Origin of the sequence: Mesorhizobium sp. M1169, assembly GCF_040318345.1 — a bacterium.
GTDB lineage: Bacteria > Pseudomonadota > Alphaproteobacteria > Rhizobiales > Rhizobiaceae > Mesorhizobium.
On sequence record NZ_JAMYME010000004.1, the window covers coordinates 93,189 to 109,822 of the forward strand.

At 63.9% G+C, this 16,634-nt stretch carries 13 protein-coding genes; 5 read left to right on the forward strand and 8 right to left on the reverse strand.

Going from position 1 to position 16,634, the window contains the following annotated elements:
• The first annotated feature begins 41 nt into the window (after window positions 1-41).
• Window positions 42-656 carry a LysE family translocator gene (locus NKH41_RS05640; protein ID WP_352540903.1) on the forward strand — a complete coding sequence of 205 codons (615 nt, stop codon included), beginning with the start codon at window positions 42-44 and terminating at the stop codon, window positions 654-656.
• Between the two features lie 9 nt (window positions 657-665).
• On the opposite strand, the gene NKH41_RS05645 is transcribed toward NKH41_RS05640, so the two are convergent.
• Together NKH41_RS05645 and NKH41_RS05650 are read right to left on the reverse strand one after the other, a co-directional pair.
• Window positions 666-989 (reverse strand): YciI family protein, encoded by a 324-nt coding sequence (locus NKH41_RS05645; protein WP_023678126.1) that lies wholly within the window; start codon window positions 987-989, stop codon window positions 666-668.
• 136 nt (window positions 990-1,125) lie between these two features.
• On the reverse strand, window positions 1,126-1,689 hold the full coding sequence (locus tag NKH41_RS05650) for a peroxidase-related enzyme (RefSeq protein ID WP_352540904.1): 564 nt from the start codon (window positions 1,687-1,689) through the stop codon (window positions 1,126-1,128).
• Between the two features lie 130 nt (window positions 1,690-1,819).
• On the opposite strand from NKH41_RS05650, the gene NKH41_RS05655 reads away from it, so the two are divergent.
• Both NKH41_RS05655 and NKH41_RS05660 read left to right on the forward strand, forming a co-directional pair.
• Entirely contained in the window at window positions 1,820-6,640 is a 4,821-nt protein-coding gene (locus tag NKH41_RS05655; protein ID WP_352932247.1) for an NAD-glutamate dehydrogenase, read from the forward strand.
• A 189-nt stretch (window positions 6,641-6,829) separates the two neighbouring features.
• Window positions 6,830-8,206: an MFS transporter gene (locus tag NKH41_RS05660; protein WP_352767503.1), complete on the forward strand. Its 1,377-nt coding sequence runs from the start codon at window positions 6,830-6,832 to the stop codon at window positions 8,204-8,206.
• A gap of 37 nt (window positions 8,207-8,243) precedes the next feature.
• Here the strand turns inward: NKH41_RS05660 and purH are convergent, their stop codons facing one another.
• The 5 genes from purH to htpX all read right to left on the reverse strand — a co-directional run bounded on the left by purH (window position 8,244) and on the right by htpX (window position 14,522).
• Entirely contained in the window at window positions 8,244-9,860 is a 1,617-nt protein-coding gene (gene purH / locus NKH41_RS05665; RefSeq protein WP_352540907.1) for a bifunctional phosphoribosylaminoimidazolecarboxamide formyltransferase/IMP cyclohydrolase, read from the reverse strand.
• An 84-nt stretch (window positions 9,861-9,944) separates the two neighbouring features.
• On the reverse strand, window positions 9,945-11,693 hold the full coding sequence (locus NKH41_RS05670) for a heparinase II/III family protein (RefSeq protein WP_352767505.1): 1,749 nt from the start codon (window positions 11,691-11,693) through the stop codon (window positions 9,945-9,947).
• A gap of 146 nt (window positions 11,694-11,839) precedes the next feature.
• Window positions 11,840-13,186: an RsmB/NOP family class I SAM-dependent RNA methyltransferase gene (locus tag NKH41_RS05675; RefSeq protein ID WP_352767507.1), complete on the reverse strand. Its 1,347-nt coding sequence runs from the start codon at window positions 13,184-13,186 to the stop codon at window positions 11,840-11,842.
• Complete coding sequence (locus NKH41_RS05680) at window positions 13,183-13,509, reverse strand: hypothetical protein (RefSeq protein WP_352451231.1); 327 nt, start codon at window positions 13,507-13,509, stop codon at window positions 13,183-13,185. Before NKH41_RS05680 ends, NKH41_RS05675 begins: the two co-directional genes overlap by 4 nt.
• Window positions 13,506-14,522 (reverse strand): zinc metalloprotease HtpX, encoded by a 1,017-nt coding sequence (htpX, locus tag NKH41_RS05685; RefSeq protein WP_352767509.1) that lies wholly within the window; start codon window positions 14,520-14,522, stop codon window positions 13,506-13,508. The genes NKH41_RS05680 and htpX overlap by 4 nt, the downstream gene beginning before the upstream one ends.
• A gap of 116 nt (window positions 14,523-14,638) precedes the next feature.
• Between htpX and NKH41_RS05690 the strand changes: the two genes are divergently transcribed.
• On the forward strand, window positions 14,639-14,851 hold the full coding sequence (locus NKH41_RS05690; protein ID WP_352451229.1) for a DUF1674 domain-containing protein: 213 nt from the start codon (window positions 14,639-14,641) through the stop codon (window positions 14,849-14,851).
• Between the two features lie 17 nt (window positions 14,852-14,868).
• Here NKH41_RS05690 and NKH41_RS05695 read toward each other — a convergent pair whose 3' ends face one another.
• Window positions 14,869-15,540, reverse strand: a complete 672-nt coding sequence (locus NKH41_RS05695; RefSeq protein WP_352451228.1) for an HAD-IA family hydrolase — start codon at window positions 15,538-15,540, stop codon at window positions 14,869-14,871.
• Between the two features lie 178 nt (window positions 15,541-15,718).
• On the opposite strand from NKH41_RS05695, the gene NKH41_RS05700 reads away from it, so the two are divergent.
• Complete coding sequence (locus NKH41_RS05700; RefSeq protein ID WP_352767511.1) at window positions 15,719-16,588, forward strand: transglutaminase-like domain-containing protein; 870 nt, start codon at window positions 15,719-15,721, stop codon at window positions 16,586-16,588.
• The last annotated feature ends 46 nt before the right edge of the window (window positions 16,589-16,634 follow it).

The window sequence follows — 16,634 nt, forward strand, 5'->3', positions numbered from 1 at the left end:
TTATCTTGAACGACCCAAACATTTCAAACGGGATCCGCGTCATGCATTTCACATCGCTTCTGATTTTTGCCGGCGCCCTGCTTGTTGCCGCCGGCTCGCCCGGCCCATCGATCGCCGCTCTTGTGGCACGGGTCATCGTAAAAGGGTTTCGCGACGTGTTCCCGTTCCTGCTTGCGATGTGGATCGGCGAAGCGATCTGGCTGTCGCTGGCGGTGTTTGGCCTCGCCGTGGTGGCGCAGACGTTCCACTTTGCCTTTGTCGTCGTGAAGTGGGTCGGCGTCGCCTATCTCGGCTGGCTTGCCTGGAAGATGTGGACGGCACCGGTCGAGGCCAAGGAAGGCGCGCTGCCGCGCGAAGATTCGCCCGTCAGACTGTTCTTTGCCGGCATGGCCGTGACGCTCGGCAACCCCAAGATCATGATGTTCTATCTGGCGCTGCTGCCGACCATCATCGACCTCGGTTCGGTCAGCATGGTCGGCTGGATCGAATTGACGGCGACCATGGCAGTGGTCCTGGTCGCCATCGATTTGACATGGGTGCTCGCCGCATCGCAGGCGCGCAAGCTCTTGAGGAGCAAGCGGGCGATGAAAATCGCCAACCGCATCAGCGCCGGTACCATGGCCGGCGCTGCGGCGGCGATCGCCGCGCGGTCTTGAGCCGGCGCGTCAACCCATTTCGATTATCGGCGCAATCTCGACGCTGAAACCCGGGTCCGTCAGGATAGGACAATCCTTGGCCTTGCCGACGGCATCGTCGATGTCTTTCGCTTCGATGATGGTGTAACCGGCGGTCGGATTGCTGCCGCCATTGTTCTCGACCTTGCCGCCAGGCAGCAGGGTCTTCGACATGCCGACTGGATTGCCGCCGTCGACCACCGCTGAGCCAAGCTTGCCGTACCAGCCGTTCCAGGCATCCATCGCTGCCTTCCGTTCGGCCTCCTCGGTCGGCATCTTGCCCGAGCCGTGATAGACGTAGAGAAATTTCGCCATGTTCTCCTCCTCTGATCGGCGGCATCGAACCGGCATGCGGCATGCCGCATGCCGATCATCGGACCAAACCGGCAAACAAGCAACGAGAATGCGAAGTAGCTAATATAATATGCCGTTGACTCGCAACGCCGGTGCCCTATCGCGCCATCGCATGGTATTCATCGTTCGGCCGCATATCGATTGCCGATGCCAGCCGGTTCGACATGTTGAAGAACGCCGCGGTCGAGGCGATGTCCCAGATGTCGCGGTCGGAAAAGCCGACTTGCCGCAACGCCGCCCGGTCCGCTTCGACGATCTTTGCCGGCTGCCCGGTCAGCTTCACCGCGAATTCGAGCATGGCGCGTTGCCTGTCCGACAGCTTGGCGGCGCGAAAATTCATCACCATCATCTCGCCGAAGGCTGGGTCGCCGGAAAGCTGGCGCACCGCCGCGCCATGCGCGGCCAGGCAATAGTAGCAATGGTTGACCGATGAGACGGCCACCGCGATCATCTCGCGCTCGAGTTTCGACAGGCCGGATTCACCCAGCATCAAATCATTGTACATGTCGGTGAAAGCGCGCAGCTTCTTCTCGTCGAAGGCATAGGCGAGCAGCACGTTGGGAACGAGGCCGAGCTTCTCCCGGCACTTGGTGAAATAGGCCTTGGTCGCGTCGCTCAGCTCCGCCGGTGCCAGGTCAAGCGCGGTGATTTTGTCCGTCATGGCGGATCTCTCCTCTTTTTCGCCAGGCTGCCGGTGAATTCCGACATTTCGTCGCAAGCCGTCAAACCTTTGTCGCCAAATACCCGTCATCTGTTAGCATAGCCGCAAAAACATGTGACGGGAGGGACTCATGGCCAGCGTAAAGTCAGCGAGCCGGTTGAAAAAAGCCGGCCTGACGAGGGGTGAAGCCGCGGGTGGTGAAAAGCCCGGCAGGCTTGCCGACTACCTGCTGGCCCGAGCTCCGGCCGAAGATGTCGCCGCCTACGACGTCATCGATCTCGAACGCGCTGCCGAACTCGCCGGCCGCGCAGTGGCCAGGCACAAGAAGGACGACTGCGTCGTTGCCATAGACGTCGATTCCGGTGTCGTCCGCCAGGGCCGGCCGATGACGGTGATCACTGTCGTCAACGACAACATGCCGTTCCTGTTCGATTCCGTCCTCGGCGAGATTACAGAAAGCGCCGGCGAGCCGCTGCTGGTTACCCATCCAGTCATAGTCGTCAGGCACGGCAAGAACGGCGTCGAGGAAATCCTCGGCGATGGCGGTTATGCCAAGGGCGACCACAGCCATGACCGACTGAGCGTCATCCATGTCCATATCGGCCGCCTTTCGGCCGAGCAGGCCGAAGGCCTGGCCGCACGCCTGACGAAGCTGCTCGGCCAGGTGCGAGCCGCCGTCACCGACTGGAAGCCGATGCTTGCCCGCCTCGACCAGGCGATCTCGGAATTCCGCTACTCCCCAGTGCCGCTCGACAAGGCCCATGTCACCGAGGCGATCGCCTTCCTCGAATGGCTGCGCGACGACAATTTCACCTTTCTCGGCATGCGCGAATTCAACTACACCGGCGGCGAGACGAGCGGCATGCTAGAGCGCGCCGAAAAGCCCGGCCTCGGCATCCTTTCCGATCCCGACGTGCTGGTGCTCAGGCGCGGCACCGAAGCGGTAAGCACGACGCCGGAAATCCGTGCCTTCCTGCATGGGCCGGAACCGCTGATCGTCACCAAGGCCAACGCCAAGTCGTCGGTGCACCGCCGTATCTACCTCGACTACATCGGCGTCAAGACCTACACCGGCAAAGGCGTGCTTTCGGGCGAGCTCCGTATCGTCGGCCTGTTCACCTCGACTGCCTATACGCGCTCGGTGATGAAAATCCCCTATCTGCGCTCGAAGGCGGAAACCGTCATCGCCAAATCCGGCTTCAATCCAAGCGACCATTCCGGCAAGGCATTGATCAACGTGCTGGAGAGCTATCCGCGCGACGAGCTGTTCCAGGTTCCGGTGCCGATCCTGCGCAAGCATGCCGAAGCCATACTGGGCTTGATCGAGCGGCCGCGCGTCAGGGCATTGGTGCGTGTCGACCAGTTCGACCGCTTCGTCTCCGTGCTCGTCTTCGTGCCGCGCGACCGCTACGACAGCGTCGTGCGCGAGAAGATCGGCACCTATCTGAAGACCGTCTTCGAAGGCCGGCTGTCCGCCTATTACCCGGCCTTCCCGGAAGGCGGGCTGGCGCGCGTCCATTTCATCATCGGCCGCTCCGGCGGCAAGACGCCGAAGGTCGAGCAGGCAACGATCGAGGCGGCGATCCGCGACATCGTACGGACCTGGGACGATGCCCTGCGCGAGACCGCGACCGAGACCGGCGCCGATGCGAGACTCACGGCCATCGCCTCGCGTTTTTCGGAAAGCTATCGCGACAGTTTTCGGCCGGGCGTGGCGCTGGCCGATGCCGGGCGCATCGCCAAGCTCGATGCGTCAAATCCGATCGCCATCGACTATTACCGTCACGCCGACCAGAAGCCGCATCAGGCGGCGCTGAAGATCTATCACCATGGCAGCCCGGTGGCGCTGTCGCGGCGCGTTCCCGTGCTGGAAAACATCGGTTTCCGCGTCATCAGCGAGCGCACTTTCGAGGTCGGCGACAATCAATCCGGCATGATCAATAGTGATCAGCCCGGCATGGTCTTCATCCACGACATGGAACTCGAGAACAGCTACGGCAGGCCGATCGACCTCGGCAATGGCGGCGCGCTGTTCGAGGATGCGTTCCTTTCCGTCTGGCGCGGTGATGTCGACAATGACGGCTATAACGGCCTTGCCCAGACCGCCGGCCTGTGGTCGGGCGAGATCACCGTCCTGCGCGCCTATGGCCGCTATCTGCAGCAGGCCGGCATCCCGCAGAGCCAGGATTTCATCGCCGCCGCGCTCAACCGTTATCCCGAGATCGCCCGCGACCTGCATGCGCTGTTTGTCGCCCGCCTCGGCGCGACGGCCGAGACGGAAGGCGTCGTTCAGGCCAAACATCTGAAAGCCAAGATCACGGATGCGCTGGAAGACGTTCCCAACATTGACGACGACACCATCATCCGCCGTTATCTGAACCTGATCGAAGCCTCGCTGCGCACCAATCATTTCGTTGCCGATACGAAACAGAAAGGCCAATCGCTGGCGATCAAGCTCGATTCGCAATCGGTCGACGGGCTGCCGGCGCCGCGGCCATGGCGGGAGATCTTCGTCTACGGCTCCGAGGTCGAGGGTGTGCATCTGCGCTTCGGCCCGGTCGCGCGCGGCGGCCTGCGCTGGTCGGACCGTGCGCAGGACTATCGCACCGAGGTGCTCGGCCTGGTCAAGGCACAGCAGGTCAAGAATGCGGTGATCGTGCCGGTTGGCGCCAAGGGCGGCTTCTACCCGAAAAAGCTGCCGATGAGCGCCGGGCGCGACGCAATTTTCGAGGCCGGCACGGCCGCCTACAAGAATTACGTTTCCAGCCTGTTGTCGATCACCGACAATATCGGGCTGGATGGCGTCATCCCGCCAGCCGGCGTCGTGCGGCGCGATCAGGATGATCCGTATTTCGTCGTCGCCGCGGACAAGGGCACGGCGACCTTCTCGGACATCGCCAACGCCATCAGCGAAAGGCACGGCTTCTGGCTCGACGACGCTTTCGCCAGCGGCGGTTCGGCCGGCTACGACCACAAGAAGATGGGCATCACCGCCAAGGGCGCCTGGGAAGCGGTCAAGCGGCATTTCCGCGAGATGAACCGCGACATCCAAACCACGCCGTTCACCGTCGTCGGCGTTGGCGACATGTCGGGCGACGTGTTCGGCAACGGCATGCTGCTGTCGGAGCAGACCCGGCTGATCGCCGCCTTCGATCATCGCGACATCTTCATCGATCCCGATCCCGACATGGCCGCTTCGATGGCCGAGCGCCGGCGTATGTTCGCTCTCGCTCGCTCAAGCTGGCAGGATTACGACAAGACGAAGCTGTCCGAAGGCGGCATCATCGTCTCGCGCAGCCAGAAGTCGATCACCTTGCCGGCCGCCGCGGCTGCAGCTATCGGCCTCGGCAAGACAACGGCCACGCCGGTCGAGATCATGAGTGCCATCCTCAAGGCGCCGGCAGATCTTTTGTGGTTCGGCGGCATCGGCACCTATGTCAGGGCATCGGGCGAGACCAACCAGGACGTCGGCGACCGTGCCAATGACGCGATCCGCATCGCCGCGCTCGACCTGCGTGCCAAGGTCATCGGTGAAGGCGCCAATCTCGGCGTCACACAGCGGGCGCGCATCGAATTCGGATTGAATGGCGGCCGCTGCAACTCAGATGCGATCGACAATTCGGGCGGCGTGAACTGCTCAGACGTCGAGGTCAACATCAAGATCGCGCTGGCTTCCGCCATGCGGAAGGGTTCGCTGACGCGGCCGTCGCGCAACAAATTGCTGGCCGAGATGACCGACGAGGTCAGCGCCCTGGTGCTGTCCAACAATTACCAGCAGACGCTGGCGCTGTCCCTTGCTCGCAAGCGCGGCCTTCCGTACTTTGCCCTCCAGAGCGGCTGCTGGGTGGCGCTCGTGGCGCGCGGGCTGCGGGACCGGGCCGGGGATAGGCTGCGGGCGCGGGGGGCTGTTGCCTTGCGCTATGGGCGCGGCGAGCCGCTCACCCGGGCCGAGCTCGGCGTGCTGCTTGCCTATGCCAAGATCGTGCTGTTTTCCGATATCGTCGCCAGCGACGTGCCGGACGATCCGCATTTCGACCGCGACCTGATGGGTTACTTTCCCGACCGCATGGCAAAGAAATATGCGGCGGAAATCCACGGCCATCGCCTGCGCCGCGAGATCATCGCCCGTGCCGTCGCCAATGACCTGGTCAATCGCGGCGGCCCGTCCTTCGTCAACAGGCTGCAGGAAGCGACCGGGCGCAGTGCCGCCGATGTCGTGCGCACCTTCGCCGTGGTGCGGGATGGCTTTGCGCTGCCGGCGCTCTATCGCCAGATCGACGCGCTCGACAACCGGATCGACGGACAGATCCAGCTCGACCTCTATCAGGCGGTCAGCCGGCTGATCTATGTGACCAGCGGCTGGTACCTGAAGAACGATGCCGGCACCGCACCGCTCGGGCAGCGGATCACCGAGTTGCAGGATGCGCGCAAGGCGCTGGAGCCGAAGCTCGTTGCGCTGTTGCCGGCCTTCTCGCGCGAGCGGATCGAGGAGCGGCAGCACAGCCTGTCGAAGGGCGGCGCGCCCGAGAGCCTGGCCCAGCAACTGGCGTTGACCGATGTGGCGGAACTCATCCCCGACATTGCGCTGACGGCGCGGACGGCAAATGCCGGCATCGTCGCTGCCGCCAAGGCGTTTTTTGCAGTCAGCGATGTCTTCCGCATACCGCGCGTCGAAGATGCGGCGCGCTCGATCACGCCCTCGGATTATTACGATCAACTGGCGCTTTCGCGCGCCACCGACACGATCGGCGCCGCCAGGCGCGGCATCGCGGTGGCGGCACTCACCAGTCATGCCGAGGCGGCGGATCCGGTGACAGCATGGTTGGAGGCGGGCGGCGAACGGGTCGGACGCATCCGCGAGCGGCTGCAGGCTCTGACCGAGGGCGGCGACATCACCGTGTCGCGGCTGTCGGTGGCGTCCGGCCTGATGAGTGATCTGACGCAGCTGTGAGACGTCGTCCACATCGCGCGGGATTGCCGGGAAGAACTGCGCTATTGAGCGAACGGCGCCCTGCGTTGGGGGGCGCCGGAGCATGATCCCAAAAAGTGACGATCGGCTTTTGGACAAGATCGTGCTCAACAACAAGACGGAGCATCATTCCGATTCGATCGGCATGGAGCAAGCTCCAGCGGAGGGGACATGGCTGAGATGGCAGTGCAGCGGGCATCGGGACGCGGCATCTGGGGATGGATGCTGTTCGACTGGGCGGCACAGCCGTTTTTCACGGTCGTTACCACCTTCATCTTCGGTCCTTATTTCGTCTCGCGCATGGCCAGCAATCCAGAGACCGGGCAAGCAGCCTGGGGCTACGGCATTGCCGCCGCCGGCGTCGTCATTGCCGTTTTGTCGCCGGTCCTCGGCTCGATCGCCGATCAGACTGGACCACGCAAACCGTGGATAGCCTTCTTCGCCGCGGTTAAAATCACCTGCCTCACCCTGCTGTGGTTCGCCGCGCCCGGCTCTAATCTTTTTCTGGTCGTGGCGTTGTTCTCGCTGGCGTCGGTCGCGGCGGAATTCTCGACTGTGTTCAACGATTCGATGATGCCCCGCCTGGTGCCGAAGAGCGACATCGGCAGGATCTCGAACATGGCCTGGGGACTCGGCTATCTCGGCGGCATGATCGCACTGATCTTCGTCGTTACCGTCATGGCCGGCTCGCCTGAAACCGGCAAGACCGTCGTTGGGCTCGACCCGATCTTCGGCCTCGACCCCAGGCTCGGCGAGGACGCGCGCGCCACCGGACCGTTGTCGGCGGCCTGGTATTTCCTGTTCATCCTGCCGATGTTCTTCTTCACGCCTGATGCGATCAAAGGCATTCCAATCGGGCCGGCGGTGCGCGAAGGCCTGTCGGAACTGAAGTCGACGCTGGCCGAAGTGCGCAAGCGCAGCGGCATTTTTCGCTTTCTCGTCGCCCGCATGATCTATCAGGACGGCGTCAATGCACTGCTGGCGCTGGGCGGAACGTTTGCGGCGGCAATGTTCCATTGGTCGATTACCGAGATCGGCCTGTTCGGCATCATCCTCAACGTCGTTGCCATCGTCGGCTGCCTGGTTGCCGCACGCCTCGACACAGCACTGGGTTCCAAGACCATAGTGATGATTTCGCTGGTCATGCTAAGCATCGCTACGCTCGGCATCGTCTCGACCGGCCCGGGCTATACGCTGTTCGGCGCCTGGGTGATGCCCGGACTGGACGGCGGCGGATTGTTCGGCACGGCGGCGGAAAAAGCCTACATTTTCTACGGCCTGCTGATCGGGCTTGCTTTCGGGCCGGTGCAGGCATCGTCGCGCTCCTATATGGCGCGCAGCGTCTCCGCTGCCGAATCGGGCCGCTATTTCGGCATCTATGCGCTGGCCGGCCGGGCAACCAGTTTTGCCGCACCCTTCATTGTGGCCACGATCACCCTGGCCAGCGGCTCGGCGCGACTCGGCATGGCGGCGATCGTGCTGTTCCTTGGCGCCGGCATGGCGATCCTGATCGGCACGCCCTATCCGGCGGATCGGCCGGCGGAGTGAGCTGCTCTTGCCTTCTCCCGCAGCGGGGGTAACGCGTTCAATGCCGGAAATGCCTCACTCCGGTGAAGACCATGGCAATGCCGTGAGCGTCGGCGGCGGCGATGACATCGTCGTCGCGCATCGAGCCGCCGGGCTGGATGACGGCTGTGGCGCCGGCTTCGATTGCCGACAAAAGCCCATCCGCGAACGGGAAAAAGGCATCCGAGGCGACGACCGAGCCCCCGGTCAAGGGCTCCGTCAGGCCGGCAGCTTCGGCCGCGTCGAGCGCCTTGCGCGCCGCGATGCGCGAGGAATCGACCCGGCTCATCTGGCCGGCGCCGATGCCGACTGTAGCGCCATCCCTGGCATAGACGATGGCGTTCGACTTGACGTGCTTTGCCACGCGAAAAGCGAATTTCAGATCGGCCAATTCGGCCGGAGTCGGAGCGCGCCTGGTCACCACTTTCAGCTCGAGGTCATCCACCACCGCGTTGTCGCGGCCCTGAACCAGCAAACCGCCAGCAACCGATTTCAAGCCAAGGCCCGCTGCGCGCGGGTCGGGCAGGCCGCCGGTGACCAGCAGGCGTAGGTTCTTCTTGGCGGCAATGATGCGCACTGCTTCTTCGGACGCCTCCGGTGCGATGATCACTTCGGTAAAGGTCTTGACGATCTCTTCGGCGGTTCCGGCATCGAGGATGCGGTTCATGGCGACGATGCCGCCGAAGGCCGAGACCGGATCGCAGGCCAGCGCCTTGGCATAGGCCGCCTGCAGCGAAGCGTCCTCAGCGACGCCGCACGGGTTGGCGTGCTTGATGATGGCAATTGCTGCGGAGCGCGACGGGTCGAACTCGCCGACCAGCTCGAAGGCAGCGTCGGTGTCGTTGATGTTGTTGTAGGAAAGCTGCTTGCCCTGAAGCTGGCGCGCCGTGGCGACGCCCGGCCGCCTGTCGCCGTTGACATAGAAGCCGGCGCCCTGATGCGGGTTTTCGCCATAGCGCATCACCGACTGCAGCTTGCCGCCGAAGGCGCGCCATGTCGGATGCTCGATCTCAAGCGCCTCGGCGAACCATCCCGAGATCGCCGCATCGTAGGTGGCGGTGCGGGCAAAGGCCTTGGCTGCCAGCTTCTTGCGGAAATCCAGCGACAACGAGCCGAAATTCATCTCCAGCGCGTTGAGCACCGAGGCATAGTCATCGGGATCGGTGACGATGCCGACATAGGCGTGGTTCTTGGCCGAGGCACGGATCATCGCCGGGCCGCCGATGTCGATGTTCTCGACGATCGCCGCGTAGTCGGCGCCGGAGCGACGCACCTCTTCGAACGGATAGAGATTGGAGACGACGAGATCGATCGGCTCGATGCCGTGGTCGCGCATCGCTGCGGCGTGCTCGGGATCGTCGCGCACGCCAAGCAGTGCGCCATGCACCGACGGGTGCAGCGTCTTGACGCGGCCGTCCATGATCTCGGGAAAGCCGGTGAGTTCGGACACGTCGCGCACCGCCATGCCTGCCTCGGCAAGCGCCCTTGCGGTGCCGCCGGTCGAGACTAGCTCGACGCCGGCCGAAGCCAGCGCCCTGGCGAAATCGATCAGGCCGGTCTTATCAAAGACGGAAAGGAGCGCGCGACGGATGGGTACAAGGTCGGGCGCGGGAATGTTCTTGGCGGCGACGGCCATGGGCTGGCGGCCTTTCCAGTTCTGGTTGGAGAGCGTCCGCGGGCCGTAGCATATGAGGCCCGGAAATCAAGCCGCAAGACTTGATCAGTGTCTGCCGTTGCCACCGGCTTCAGCTTTTTCCGGACGGCCGGCGATGATGGTGCGCGTCAATTGCCAGTGGACCTCGGCAATTTCCGAGGCCTTGAACGCAAGCACGATCTGGCGGCTGCGGCGCGGGCCGCCAAGCCCTGCGAAATAGATCGATTCCTCGACCTCGGGCACCACTTCGGTAGAGGTAAACACCCAGGTGTCGGCATGGTCGGCGGCCAGCACCAGACGGTCATGCTCATCCTGGAGCAGGCTTATATCGGGATGGACATGGAAACGCACCGTGACGAAGTCACGGCCATTGTTGCGGATAGAAGCGCCGCCCGGGCGCAGGAAACGTTCCTTGCCGGCAAGCACATTGCCTTCGGTCGATAATTTCAGCTCGCGCTCATGCAGGAAGCCGAAGCGCGCTGCATAGCCGTCATGGCGGGCGATGAAGCCCTGGCTGCCCTTCTGGTCGGTGCGCTTGCAAGGCACATGCTGCGGCCCGCCGATCAAAGGCGTGCCGAGCAGGTCGTTGACGCGCAAGGAGTGATTGAAGCGCGCCGACGACGTGTCGTTGATGGTGGCGGTCGAGTGGGCGGCGGTGGCGCGGGCAAGCGGCCGGAACTCGGCGGCGCCATAAGTGTCTATTCCGGCGTTGACGATATAGTGCTGGCGGCCCGACGACAATTCGAAGGCGAGGCATCCGGCGTGAGCGGCATTGGATACGTCGACAGGGGGCGGCGGGCCGGTATCGGCGATCACAGTGACACCGCCCATCGACAGGCGCTCATAACCCGAATGCGGCGCGTGCAGCAACGGTGCACCGGCGGTGTCGTCGTGATGCAGGATGCTGGCGATACGGTCGTGAATGGTGGCACCCATGCCGTTGAAGCGGGCAAGGCTGCCGTCCTGATGGCGAAAGAAGCGCAATGCCGGCAGCATCCGGTCGATGGCGCCGATCAGGGCGGCCGGCGGTGTCTCGGCCTGATTGGCGTATGTCTGGCGCAACGGCAGAAGGTCGGCGAGGATTTCAAGCACGGCCATCGGATTGCGCGAGATATGGCCGCCGTCAGGCAGGATCTGGCGGTCGAGCTCCTCGGCGAGATTGCGGGTAGCACCGCGTAGCGCCGAGGCCGGCGCCGGCAGCGACAAAGCGGCAAAGGCCAGCGCAATGCGGGCGCGCAGCCGGTCCTTGCCGTCCGGCATCTCGCGCACCATGGCGCGCAGATAGCGGATCTGGACGGCGAGCGATTTCAAGAACGCGCGGTAGAACGGAAATTCGGCGCCCTGCAACACGATCGAGGAATGCTGCAGCCAGGCAATGACACGCTTGGCCGTCGTGCCGGGCTCCCAGGCGATGCCGGAAATATGGCTGCCATGGATTGCAATCCAGTCGGAAACCAACGCCCGCGCGTTGGCGGCGGCTAGCTCGGTGCCGGCGGCACGCATATGCCGCAGCCAGCGAAAGCCATGCAGCGTTTTTTGCCAGCCGGGATTGGGCACGTCGATCTGGAAGGGCGATTTGCCGCCGGTCTCGACCAGATGCCCCGAAAGCGGATAGCGGCCGTAATAGATCTCGAGCGCGATCTGAGGATCGGCGAGCCGCAGGTCCGGTGGGGCGATCAGGACGCGCTCCGGCGTGCGGCCTGAGTAGCGCCAGCGATAGAGTGGCCCGGCGCGCAAGCGCCGGCGCGTCTTGCGCCAGAACTCCCTCGCGACAAGCGTCCACAGACGCGTCGTGTTACCGGCAGCGATTGCCAAAACCCCTCCTGATCGTCCTCACCCAGGCACAAGTTTATATGATTCAAGAACTTGTGCGAAGGCGAATTCCGCGGCAGTGGGGCCGTTCAGCCTGTTTTCCATGCCTCCTCGCCCCAAGAAGCCGGACGGCGCTTCAAGATCGGCCCTTAGCCGGCTCTGCGCATGCGGGCGGCGAAGAAGCCGTCCAGCCCGGAGCGGCCCGGCGAGCCTAGCTCCAGATCGGCAGGCGTGGTGCGCAACGTGCCTTGCGGCGTCAGAAACGGGTCGATGCCGGCGATCTCACCCGGCCGAAGCGGGTCGTCGACAATCTCCGCATTGCCGGCGAGAAAGTCGCGATAGAGCTCTTCGCCTTCCAGCGGATCGAGCGAACAGTTGGAAAAGACGATGCGTCCACCAGGCTTGACCAGGGTGACGGCGCGGGCAAGCAGCCGGCGTTGCAGGTTGGCCAGTTTTTCGACGTCGGCCGCCGTCTTCGTCCAGGGGACGTCGGGATGCCGCCGCACCGTGCCGGTCGAAGAGCAAGGTGCGTCGAGGAGGACCGCATCGAAGAGGTCCTTCGGCTCGTATTTGAGCAGATCGGCCTGGACGATCTCGGCGGCCAAACCGAGCCGTTCGAGGTTCTGCGTCAGCCGTGCCAGCCGCGTTTTGGACATGTCGAGCGCGGTGACGTGGGCGCCGGCGAGGATCAGCTGGGCGGTCTTGCCGCCCGGCGCGGCACAGAGGTCGACGATTCGCAAACCATCGATATCGCCGAACAGCCGGGCCGGCAGGCTGGCCGCTGCATCCTGAACCCACCAGGCGCCTTCCCCAAAGCCGGGCAGTTCGGTCACGGAAGCGCTGAGCTTTTCCACCCGCACCGTGCCGGTCGGCAAGACAAAGCCGCCGAGCCGTTCGGCCCACAGCGCCGGGTCCGACTTGACCGAGAAATCGACCGGTGCCTCATGGCGATGGGCGAGCAGTATCTGCCTGGCCTTGTCGAGGCCGTAGACCGTTTTCAAACGGTCGGAAAACCATTTTGGCGCCTCGTCGGTAGCGGCAAGTGCTGCCGCGAACTCGTCCTGCTTGGCCCGCGCCAGCGTGCGCAGCACGCCGTTGACGAGGCCGGAAAAGCGCGCCGTGCGCGGATCGGACTTGGCGTGTGTCACGGCGAGGTCGACGGCGGCGCTGTCGGGAACATCGAGGAACAGGATCTGCGCTGCCGCCACATGCAAAATGTGCGAAAGCGCCGTGGCGTTGGGCGGCAGCGGCTTTTCCAGGCGGCGGGCCAAAAGGCCTGATATGGTCATGCGGTAGCGCAGGGCGGTGACCAGAATGGCGCGCACCAAAGCGCGGTCGCGCAGGTCGAGCGCCTTGTATTGTGGATGGCCGTTTTCATGGTCGGTCAGCCCGTCGAGCGGCGTTTTCGCGTCAATGACGGCGGCAAGCAGGCGCGCGGCTGCCTTGCGCGCGGCGAGACCGCGAGCTTCTGAAGCCTCACTGTGAGTTGGCCTCATTGTGTCGGCGATCGGTTGACTAGTTTAAATATGGCGCTGACAAAATCTTCTTTGCTTCCTAGGGGGGAGATCACCTGAATGTAGTCTTTCTCAACCGTGCCGACATAGTCCGCGACTTGCTTTGGAGATGCACCATCCCCGACAAGTCGGACGATGTGGCGGAGATAGGTGTCATATTCATCTTCAGGAAGTGGGCGAAAGCCCAGGTCACTTGATGTTGCTATGCTCGCCATCGGTATGCCGATAGGGTTCCAGTGCCTTGCACAAAGATCGCGCATTTCCGCCAGCGAGATCCCGCCTTTTTTGTCTGTCGCGCTCGTCACGACCACGGACCTTTGGGTCCGGTCGGATTGCGTCCCCAGGGATTGGGTCTCGGCTTGGCCGGCTCAGGCGGCCTCTCGGGCCGCGCGGCCCTGTCCCACGGACCAGACGGCTGCTGCCCGGTCCCTTCCGGCGCCGGCTTTGGCATCGCGGCCGCTTCGGGTGCGCCGGCCATTTCGCTCGCCATCCTCTGCAACGCGGCGATGCGGTTTTCTGTGCTCGGGTGAGTGGAAAACAAACTGTCCATGCGCTCGCCGGAAAGAGGATTGATGATGAAGAGATGGGCGGTTGCCGGATTGCGCTCGGCATCCGGGTTGCGGATGCGTTCGGCGCCCCGCGCGATCTTGTCAAGCGCCGAGGCGAGCCACAGCGGGTGTCCACAGATTTCGGCACCGCGCCGGTCGGCCTCATATTCGCGGGTGCGGCTCACCGCCATCTGCACGATCATGGCGGCCAAAGGCGCGACGATCATTGCCACCAGCACGCCGACGATGCCGAAGGAATTGTTGTTGTCGCGGTTGCCGCCGAAAAAGAAGGCGAAATTGCCGAGCATCGAAATTGCGCCGGCAAAGGTGGCGACGATCGTCATGGTCAGCGTGTCGCGGTGCTGCACATGGGCGAGCTCGTGCGCCATCACCGCCGCGACTTCTTCATGCGATAGCCGCTCGAGCAGGCCGGTGCTGGCGGCGACAGCGGCATTTTGCGGATTGCGGCCGGTGGCGAAGGCATTGGGCTGCGGATTGTCGATGAGATAGGTTCTCGGCATCGGCAGGCCGGCACGTTGCGCGAGACCCTGCACGATGGCGTAATATTCAGGCGCGTTGCGTTCGTCGACTTCGATCGCACGGTGCATCGACAGCACCATCTTGTCGGCGTTCCAATAGCTGAACAAATTGGTGCCGGCGGCGATCAGCAAGGCGATCATCATGCCGCCGGATCCGCCGACCAGATAGCCGACGCCCATGAACAGGGCCGTCATTGCGGCCAAAAGCATGGCGGTGCGAAGGGTGTTCATCGTCTGCTCCATTTGGGCCCAACAAAGGGGTCGATCCTTGTGGGCCCATCGCTATATGATGGGAAACAGCGGTTCCCGTTTCAATCGGGGCCTGTTTCAATCTAGCGGAAGATCGCATGATCGACAAAACCAGCCAAACGCATGCTAACGGCTCGCCGCAAAAGCCGCTGACCCCGGCAGCCAGGCGCGCCTTGGTCGAGGCCGAGGCCCGGCGGGAGAAATATCGCGAGCAGGAAGCCACGCTGCCGAGGGAGATCGGCGGGCGCGGCGGCAAGGAGCCTGGCCGCTATGGCGACTGGGAGGTCAAGGGCCTGACCAGCGACTTTTAGCGCAAGCAGGATGCTAGTTAAGCAGGCTGTGCGGTCCGTTCCGCTTCGATGGCAATCCAGCCGTTGTCATCGACAGCGATGCCGATCGCGCCATAGCCGGTGATGGCGGCATGCGGCGTCTGCAACGGATGCCGGTGCGTGGCGCTGATCACCACGATTGCAGCGCCCGCGGCTTCGGCTGCCGCTATGCCGGCCGGCGCGTCCTCGAAGACGAGGCAGTCGCGCACATCGACGCCGAGCCGTGCGGCCGCCAGCCGGAAGCAGTCGGGTGCCGGCTTGCCGCGAGCCACGTCCTCCGCCGCGACGATCACGGCGGGAGCCGGAATGCCGGCGGCCTGCAGGCGCAGCAAGGCAAGTTCGCGCGGTGCCGAAGTGGCGATCGCCCAGCTTCCAGGCGGCAGCGACGCCAAGAAGGCCGCGGCGCCGGCAATCGGGCGAATGCCCTCGACATCGGCCGCCTCGGCCTGCAAAAGCGATTCGGCTTCGCGGGCAGGATCGACGCCTGGGAGCGCCAGCCGGCCGATGGTCTCGATCGCCCGCACGCCGTGGATGGTCGGCAGGAATGCGGCGACGTCAAGACCTTGCCGATGCGCCCACGCTGCCCAGACCCTTTCCGCCGCGGCGATCGAATTGAGAATCGTGCCGTCCATATCGAACAGGAAGGCCGCGAATTTTCTGCCTGCAAACATCGGTTTCCCGGGGTCATTTTGGAGGAATTATTTCGAAAGACGCGTGTCGATCGACCGTAACGTTGCCGCGTCCGTATGGGAAGCCGCGAGGCGCCGTTTTTGACGACCACAAGGAACCGCCGCACACTCTGCTGCGTTGACCAGCACTATCTTCCATGACGATCGTAGGGGGACGGCGATGCTGATCAGGCTCGGCTATGAAATTGCCATTGAATGCGCTGCAGCCACGCCGATTGTTTCGCTGCTCGAGATCCATCGGGATCGCCAGGCCGACATCAAGCGGCAGACGCGCGTGCTGACGTCGCCGTCGGTTCCGACCAGGGTCTACCACGATCTTTTCGGCAATAGCTGCCGCCGCTTCACGGCGCCGGCCGGAAGCTTTCGCATCCTTTATGACGCGGTGGTCGAGGACAGCGGCGAGACGGACGAAGTCAACACGCTGGCCGGGGAAGTCCCGGTTGCCGAATTGCCGGACGAGGTGCTCGGCTATCTGCTCGGCAGCCGTTACTGCGAGACCGACCATCTCGGCGACCTGGCCTGGCAACTTTTCGGCCAGCTTCCGCCGGGCTGGGCGCGGGTGCAGGCGATCGTCGACTATGTCCACAACCGCCTGTCCTTCGGCTACGGCTATGCGCGCTCGACCCGCACGGCGGCGCAGGCGCATGAGGAGCGCGTCGGCGTCTGCCGCGACTTTGCCCATCTGGCGATCACGCTCTGCCGCTGCATGAACATCCCGGCCCGCTACGTGAACGGCTATCTCGGCGATATCGGCGTGCCCGCCGATCCGGCGCCGATGGATTTCTCGGCCTGGGTGGAAGTGTTCCTCGACGGCAGATGGTACACCTTCGATCCTCGCCACAATGTGCCGAGGATCGGCCGCGTCGTCATAGCCCGCGGCCGCGACGCCACCGACGTGCCGCTGCTGCACAGTTTCGGCCCGCATCGGCTCAGCCTGTTCAAGGTCTGGACCCACGAGCAGGAAGGCAATCTGTTCAAGCCGCCCTATCGCGGCGTCGACAAGACCGTCAGCGCACGGATGCTGGCCTGATCTTCGGACACATTCGCAGTCCGGATTTCCACCTGCCGCCACTGCG